Genomic DNA, 7842 nt, shown 5'->3' with positions numbered 1-7842 from the left:
TCCGTCGTCGGCAGCGTCAGATGTGTATAAGAGACAGGGGTTCTCGTGGGTCAGAGCCGCTCGAAGCCTCGGCGTCGCTCCCAGTCGGTGACGGCGGCGTTGAACGCGGCGATCTCGACGTCGGCGGCGTTGACGTAGTGCCCCACGACGTCGGCGCCGAAGACCGTGCGGGCCAGCGTCGACCCGTCGAGCAGGTCGCGGGCCTCCTGGAGCGTCGAGGGGACGCGCAGCTTGTCCGAGGTGTAGGCGTTGCCCTCGAAGGCGTCCTCGAGGACGAGCTCCTGCTCGATGCCGTGGAGGCCGCCGGCGAGCATCGCGGCGACGCCGAGATAGGGGTTCATGTCACCACCGGGCACCCGGTTCTCGACGCGCATCCCGGCACCGTGACCGACCACCCGCAGCGCGCAGGTGCGGTTGTCGTGACCCCAGGCGACGGCCGTCGGGGCGAAGCTGCCGGGCTGGAACCGCTTGTAGGAGTTGATGTTCGGAGCATAGAAGTACGTGAACTCGCGCATCGTCGCCAGGACACCGGCGATGAACTGGTCGAAGACGGCGCTCTGCCCGTGCGGGCGCGCGTCGTCGGCGAAGACGACGCCGCCGTCGAGACCACGCAGGGACAGGTGGACGTGGCACGAGCTGCCCTCGCGCTCGTCGTACTTGGCCATGAACGTGATCGACTGGCCGCGCCGGGCCGCGATCTCCTTGGCGGCGTTGCGGTAGATGACGTGGTTGTCACACGTGGGGACGACCTCGTCGTAGAGGAAGGCGATCTCGTGCTGGCCGAGGTTGCACTCCCCCTTGGCCCCCTCGACCGTGGCTCCCGCCGCGTACATCTCGTTTCGGATCTCGCGCAGCAGCGGCTCGACGCGGTCACCACCGAGGATCGAGTAGTCGACGTTGTACCGGTTCGCGGGCGTCAGGCCGCGGTAGCCCTGGTCCCACGCCCGGTCGTAGGAGTCCTCGAAGACGATGAACTCCAGCTCGGTGCCGCAGTAGGCGCGGAAACCCATCTCGGCCGCCCTGTCGACCTGGGCCTTGAGGACCTGGCGCGGCGACTGGCGCACCGGGCCGCCACCGTCGAGCCACGCCAGGTCGCACTGGATCGTCGCCGAGTGCGGCGCTCCGGGCGTGCGGCGCAGCGTGGACAGGTCGAGGTCGAAGAGCATGTCGCCGTAGCCGCGCTCCCACGACGAGATGGCGTAGCCGTCGACCGTGTTCATGTCGACGTCGACGGCGAGCAGGTAGTTGCACCCCTCGGTGCCGGCCTCGAGCACGTGGTCGAGGAAGTAGTGCCCGTGCAGGCGCTTGCCGGCAAGGCGGCCCTGCATGTCGGTGAAGGCGACGACGACGGTGTCGATCCGGCCCGTGCCGATCTCGTCGCGCAGCTGGTCCAGGGTGAGCGTCGGGGCTGCTGCCATGTGCAGGTCCTATCCGATGAGTCCGCGCAGGAGCGCCGAGGTGGCGTCGCAGTGCTCCTCCATGACGGCCCGGGCACGCTCCGGGTCGCCCTGCAGGATCGCCGCGACGATGTCGTGGTGCTGGGTGTTCGAGTGCTCGATGTTCCGGCTCAGGACCGGGATCGCGGTCAGCATGTCGTGCAGCGCCGCCTGGGCCCGCGTCACGGCGTCGACGAGCATCGGCGAGCCGGACAGCGTCGCGATGGCCAGGTGCAGGCGCGAGTCCGCGACCCGGTGGGCCGCGTCGTCGGCCGCCTCGTCGACGGCGCGCAGGCTGTCGGCGAGCCACGCGCGCTGGTCCCCCGCGAGCGGCTGCGACGCCGCGAGCCAGGCGGCGCCCGGCTCGACGACCCGGCGGAAGGTCAGCGCGTCGACCATCGCCGCACCGCTGCGCACCGGAGCGGCCCGGCGCTCCCACGTCGCGGCGTGGACGGCGCCGTCGTAGGTCACCCACGTGCCGCCGCCGCGACCGCGCCGGGTCGTGACGAGTCCCGACTCGCGCAGCGCCGCGATGGCGTCACGCAGCGTGTTGCGCCCGATGCCCAGCCGCTCGGCCAGCTCGCGCTCCGGCGGCAGCTGCTCGCCGTCGGGGAGGACCCCGAGCCGGATCGCCCGCGCCAGCTGCTCGACGGCGTGCTCGAAGGCGTTGCCGGACGCCGGACGCAGGACCGCGTCCGGCAACGCCGTCAGGCCCAGCGGCTGGGGCGTCTGGGCTCCCCCGACGGGCTCCATGTCAGCCGAAGATCTCCGCGGCCGGCTTGGTGTCGTGCCCCGCGGGCACGTCCCGCATGAAGTGCCGGCGACCACCGGCGAACCACGCCACCGTCGAGAAGACGACGACGACGCCGACCGCGACGGGCGCGTAGTTGAACGTGTCCACCGTGACCGGGCTCGCCGGCGGGAGCATGAAGAGCACGACGATGAAGACGACCCACGCGACCGAGACCCAGCCGATGGGGGCGCTCCAGCGGCCGAGGTTCCACCGGCCCGGCCGGAAGTCGGAGTTGCGGCGGCGCAGGAACACCGGCACGACGTAGGCGATGTAGAGGCCGATGACCGCGATCGAGGTGACCGCGAGGTAGGCGGTCGTAGAGGCGAGCGCGGGCGCCGTCAGGACGACCGAGCACCCGACGCACAGCCAGATGGAGTTCGTCGGCGTCCCGGTGCGGGGGTTGACCTGCGACCACCACCGCGACCCCGGCAGCGCGTTGTCGCGCGAGAACGCGTACGACATGCGCGAGTTCGCGGTGACCGAGGCCATGCCGCAGAAGAACTGGGCGACGGCGCAGATGAAGACCAGGAAGATCCCGAGCGAGCGACCCGCCGCGTCGATGAAGATCTGGGCGGGCGGCAGGCCGATGTCGGTGTGCAGCGCGCCGTCGTAGCTCTGGATCGCGGCCGTGACCGCGACGAGCAGCACCCAGCCGGCGAGGATCGACACCCACACGCTGCGGACGATGCCCTTGGGGGCCTCGACCGACGCGTTCTTCGTCTCCTCGGCGACGTGGGCCGACGCGTCGAAGCCGGTGTAGGTGTACTGCGCCATGAGCAGGCCGATGAGGAAGGCGTAGAACGGCGCGCCCCAGCCGGTGCGGTTCTCGAAGTGGGTGAAGGTCCATGAGAGGTCCTGGTGCTTGTCGGGCACGACGACGAGCACGCCGACGATGACGGCGACGCCGACGAGGTGCCACCACGCGCTGACGTTCGACAGCACCTTGACGAGGTCGACGCCGAACGTGTTGAGCAGCCCGTGCAGGACGATGACGACGAGGAACGCGACGAACGTCGACCCCGCCGTGACCTGCAGGTCGACGACGAGGCTGAGCAGCGCCATCCAGGTGACCGCGGCGCCGTAGTCGATGGCCGCGGTGACGGCGACCTCGCCGAGGAAGTTGAACCAGCCGACGTACCAGGCCCAGACGCGCTTGTTGCGGCGGGCGAGGCGCCCCGCCCAGAAGTAGAGGCCGCCGGCCGTCGGGTACACCGAGCAGACCTCGGCCATCGCCAGCGCGACGCAGAGGACGAAGACGCCGACGAGCGGCCAGCCGATGGAGATCGCGACGGGGCCGCCGGCGTTCATGGCGATCGCGTAGCTGGTGATGCAGCCGGCGAGGATCGAGATGATCGAGAACGAGACGGCGAAGTTCGAGAACCCCGACATGCCGCGGTGCAGCTCCTGCTTGTAGCCGAGCGACGCGAGCAGACCCTCGTCGTCGTGGTGGTCGGCGGACGCGGCGGCGGCCGGACCGGGCCGTGTGTGGAGCGGTGTGTCGAGCGGCGGATCGAGTGGAGGACCGACGGGAGGGGACGGAGGAACGCTCATGCACTACCTCGCAAACATCAGGCGGCGGACCTTTGCCCGCCGCATCATGTGATGCGTGGCATCAAATACCCGCAGAAGCGGCGGCGTCAATGGTTCCGCTTCAAACCTTTTCCGCCGGCCTTCGCTGACAGGCGAGCCTCGGTGGGCGGGTCCTCTCCCGTCGGCGGCGACGCGGCGTCAGACGAGGCGCGTCATCCAGCCGTGGGCGTCCTCCGCGCGGCCGTACTGGATGTCGAGCAGCGCGGAGCGGATGGCCTCTGCGTAGCGGTCCTCGTGGCCCTCGCGGCGGTGGTCGACCGAGCCGCCGTCCCAGCGCAGCTCGCCCACCGGGGTGATGACGGCCGCCGTGCCGCACGCGAAGATCTCGACGATCTCGCCGCTCGCGGCGCCCTCCTTCCACTCCTCGATGGGGATGCGCCGCTCCTCCGGCTCGAGGTCGAGCTCCTTGGCGATCTCGAGGATGGAGCTGCGGGTGACGCCCTCGAGGATCGTGCCGGTGAGCTCGGGCGTGATGATGCGCCCGTCCTTCGTCACGAGGAACAGGTTCATCCCGCCCAGCTCCTCGATGTAGGTGTGCGTGGAGGAGTCGAGGAACACCGCCTGGTCGCAGCCGTGCTCGATGCCCTCGAGCTGGCCGGCGAGCGACGACGCGTAGTTGCCGCCGCACTTGGCGGCGCCGGTGCCACCCGCACCCGCACGCGCGTACTCGGTCGAGATCCACAGCGTCACCGGCTTGAGGCCGCCGGGGAAGTACGCGCCGGCCGGCGAGGCGATGACCGAGAAGGTCACCTGCTGGGCCGGGCGGACGCCGAGGAAGGCCTCGGAGGCGAACATGAACGGGCGCAGGTAGAGGCTCTTCTCCCCCGCGTCGCCGGCCGGCACCCACTCCTGGTCGACGGTGACGAGCTGGCGCAGCGACTCGATGAAGTCGGCCTCGGGCAGGACCGGCAGGGCGAGGCGCCGGGCCGAGCGGGCGAACCGGGCCGCGTTGGCCTCGGGACGGAAGGTCCAGATCGAGCCGTCGGCGTGCCGGTAGGCCTTCATGCCCTCGAAGATCTCCTGCGCGTAGTGCAGGACGGCGGCGGCCGGGTCCATCCGGAACGGACCGTACGGCTGGACCCGGGCGTTGCCCCACCCGGCGTCGGCGGACCAGTCGACGAGGACCATGTGGTCGGTGAAGACCTTGCCGAAGCCGGGGTTCCGGAGGATCTCCGCGACGCGCTCGGGCGGGGTGACGTCGTCGCGACGCGTGACCTCGAAGGACAGCTGGGTCATGTCAAACCTCCACGGGAGCCGGTCGGCGGTGATCCACTGCAGGCTATCGCCCACATGGTGAGACGGCGAAGCCGGGCCGGTCGACCGGCCCGGCCTCGTCCTGGAGTCGTGGGGACTCGTCGGAAGTCGTCGAGAGTCAGGAGTCGTCGACGACGTCAGAGACGGCCGGCGATGGCGTCACCGACGGCCGAGGTCGAGCGCGGCGCGTCGCCGCGCTCGGCGAGGTCCTCGGCGACGGCCGACTCGATGCGGGCCGCGTCGGCGTCCAGGCCGAGGTGCGCGAGGAGCATGCCCGCCGACAGGATCGCCGCGGTCGGGTCGGCCTTGCCCTGGCCGGCGATGTCGGGGGCCGACCCGTGCACCGGCTCGAACATGCTGGGCGTGGTGCGCGCCGGGTTGATGTTGCCCGAGGCCGCGAGGCCGATGCCGCCCGCGATGGCGGCGGCGATGTCGGTGAGGATGTCGCCGAAGAGGTTGTCGGTGACGATGACGTCGAAGCGGCCGGGGTCGGTCGCCATGAAGATCGTCGCCGCATCGACGTGCTGGTAGGCGGTCTCGACCTCGGGGAACTCGGCCCCGACCTCCTCGACGGTGCGCCGCCACAGGTGGCCGGCGTGCGTCAGGACGTTGTGCTTGTGCACGAGGGTCAGGTGCCGGCGCGGGCGGGCCTGGGCCCGGGCGAAGGCGTCGCGGACCACACGCTCGACGCCGTAGCGGGTGTTGACGCTGACCTCGGTCGCGATCTCGGCCGGGGTGCCGACGCGCAGCCCGCCACCGTTGCCGGCGTACGGGCCCTCGGTGCCCTCGCGGACGACGACGAAGTCGATCCCGTCCGGCGCGACGCGGGCGACGTCGAGGGGGCTGGCCACCCCGGGGAACAGCTTGGCGGGGCGCAGGTTGACGTAGTGGTCGAGGGCGAAGCGCAGGGGCAGCAGGACACCGCGCTCGAGGACGCCGCTCGGCACGCTCGGGTCCCCGATGGCCCCGAGCAGGATGGCGTCGTGGCCGCGCAGCTCGTCGAGGACCGAGTCGGGCAGCGTCTCGCCGGTGGCGTGCCACCGGCGGGCACCGAGGTCGTAGTCGGTCGTCGCGAACTTCGGCCCGCTCGAGCCGGTGGCGGCGTCGAGGACCTTGAGCGCCTCGCCGACCACCTCGGGACCGATGCCGTCACCTCCGATGACGGCGATCGAGTAGGCATCCTTGACCTGCGTCTCTCCCATGCTGCAAGCCTAGAGGCCGTCTTGTGATGTGGAACGCTCGTCTCATGTCCTGAGCACGACGAAGGCCCCCGCCCGGGTGTGCGGGGGCCTTCGTCGACGGACTTCGGCGGAGCTCAGTCCTCCGTGTGGCCCTGGTCGCGCAGGTCCATCGACTCCTGCAGCGCCTGTCGGGCGGCCATGGCGTCATCGCTCATGGGGATCACATCCTTCGTGCCAGTTCATGTGTGGTCTCAGGGCTCGAGCCCGGGTGGGCGAACCGTCAGCGATGGGGAACGCGGGATCTCCGCGGCGAGGTCGCTGACTACTGGGACTCGCCGCGGCTGGCGATGAGGAGTACGAGCTGCCGCGTCATGCGTTCGACGGTACGCCTGGCTACTGGGGGGTAAAGGGGGTTTCCAGAAACTGAGACGCGACGTCCGGCATCCGTGCAGGAGGACGACGGGCGTGTGGCGCAGGCGACGCGGGGACGGCCACCCGCTCCGGCCTCCCCCGCTCGACAGGTCCCGCGCCGTACGCTCGGCGCGTGAGCGCTGACCACGAGCCGGGGCCCGCGCCCGCCGCGGACAAGACCTCGCAGCCGACCGCGGAGCCGACCACGGAGCGGACCACGGAGCCGGGCCCGCACCCGTCCGCGCACCCGACCCCTGCCGGGCACGCGGTGCACCTCGCGCACGCGGTGCACCCGGAGCAGCGGTTCGAGGAGCGCGCCCGATGGGTCGCCGTGACGCCGTCGAACGCCCGACGCGTCGTCGCCACGGTGCTGGCAGCGCTCGTCCTCCTGTGGGTCGCGGTCACCGTCTTCCAGTCGGTCAGCTCCTTCCTCTTCCTCCTGCTGCTCGCCTGGCTCGTGTCCATCGGCATGGAGCCGGTGGTGCTCTGGCTCAGCCGGCGGGGGGTCAAGCGCGGGCTCGCCACCGGCCTGACGATGCTCGGCATGCTGCTCGTGCTCGGCGGGCTGGCCGAGCTGTTCGGGGCCGTGTTCGCCTCGCAGCTCTCGCAGCTCGGCACCCGGCTTCCGGACGCCGGGGCAGCGGCGCTCGACTGGGTCAACGCGACGTTCCACACGTCGTTCGACCTCGCCCAGCTGCAGAAGGCGCTGTCCCTGACACCCGACAAGTTCGGCGAGCTGGCCGGCAAGTACGGCGGCGGCATCCTCGGTGTCTTCGGGTCGGTGCTGACGTTCGTCTTCGACGCGCTGACGATCCTCGTGTTCGCCTACTACCTGTCGGCCGAGAGCCCGCGGCTGCGCCAGACCATCGGGTCCTGGCTGCCGCAGCGCTACCAGCGCGTCTTCATCACGGTCTGGACGATCTCGGTGGAGAAGACCGGCGGCTACGTCGTGTCCAAGGTGCTGCTCGCAGCCCTGTCGGCGGTGTTCCACGCCACGTTCTTCTGGTTCGTCGACGTGCCGTTCTGGTTGCCGCTCGGCCTCTTCGCCGGCATCGTCGGCCAGTTCATCCCGACCATCGGCACCTACATCGGCGTGGCCCTCCCGGCACTGTTCACCCTGCTCGGCAACCCCCTGAGCGCGCTGTGGATCGTCATCTTCGCCACGGTCTACCAGCAG

At 70.9% G+C, this 7842-nt stretch carries 7 protein-coding genes; 1 reads left to right on the top strand and 6 read right to left on the bottom strand.

Features of this window, described 5'->3' with window-relative positions:
* Positions 1-50 precede the first annotated feature (50 nt).
* The 6 genes from ACPYOM_RS19670 to ACPYOM_RS19645 all read right to left on the bottom strand — a co-directional run bounded on the left by ACPYOM_RS19670 (position 51) and on the right by ACPYOM_RS19645 (position 6469).
* Positions 51-1418, bottom strand: a complete 1368-nt coding sequence (locus ACPYOM_RS19670) for a glutamine synthetase family protein (RefSeq protein ID WP_481347245.1) — start codon at positions 1416-1418, stop codon at positions 51-53.
* 9 nt (positions 1419-1427) lie between these two features.
* Complete coding sequence (locus tag ACPYOM_RS19665; RefSeq protein ID WP_481342878.1) at positions 1428-2189, bottom strand: FadR/GntR family transcriptional regulator; 762 nt, start codon at positions 2187-2189, stop codon at positions 1428-1430.
* A 1-nt stretch (position 2190) separates the two neighbouring features.
* Positions 2191-3780, bottom strand: coding sequence for an amino acid permease (locus tag ACPYOM_RS19660; protein ID WP_481347244.1), 1590 nt, complete (start codon positions 3778-3780; stop codon positions 2191-2193).
* A 177-nt stretch (positions 3781-3957) separates the two neighbouring features.
* A complete protein-coding gene (locus tag ACPYOM_RS19655) occupies positions 3958-5055 on the bottom strand; it encodes a branched-chain amino acid aminotransferase (RefSeq protein ID WP_481342880.1) in 1098 nt (365 codons plus the stop codon).
* 155 nt (positions 5056-5210) lie between these two features.
* Positions 5211-6275 (bottom strand): 3-isopropylmalate dehydrogenase, encoded by a 1065-nt coding sequence (locus tag ACPYOM_RS19650; RefSeq protein WP_481342881.1) that lies wholly within the window; start codon positions 6273-6275, stop codon positions 5211-5213.
* Between the two features lie 113 nt (positions 6276-6388).
* A complete protein-coding gene (locus ACPYOM_RS19645; RefSeq protein WP_141821957.1) occupies positions 6389-6469 on the bottom strand; it encodes a 3-isopropylmalate dehydrogenase in 81 nt (26 codons plus the stop codon).
* 329 nt (positions 6470-6798) lie between these two features.
* Between ACPYOM_RS19645 and ACPYOM_RS19640 the strand changes: the two genes are divergently transcribed.
* On the top strand, positions 6799-7842 hold a 1044-nt coding region (locus tag ACPYOM_RS19640; RefSeq protein WP_481347243.1), incomplete at its 3' end, for an AI-2E family transporter.

Source organism: Monashia sp. HAY1-2A, from assembly GCF_056755315.1.
Note: the sequence above shows the minus strand (reverse complement) of the source record. Positions and strands in the feature narration are given on the sequence as shown.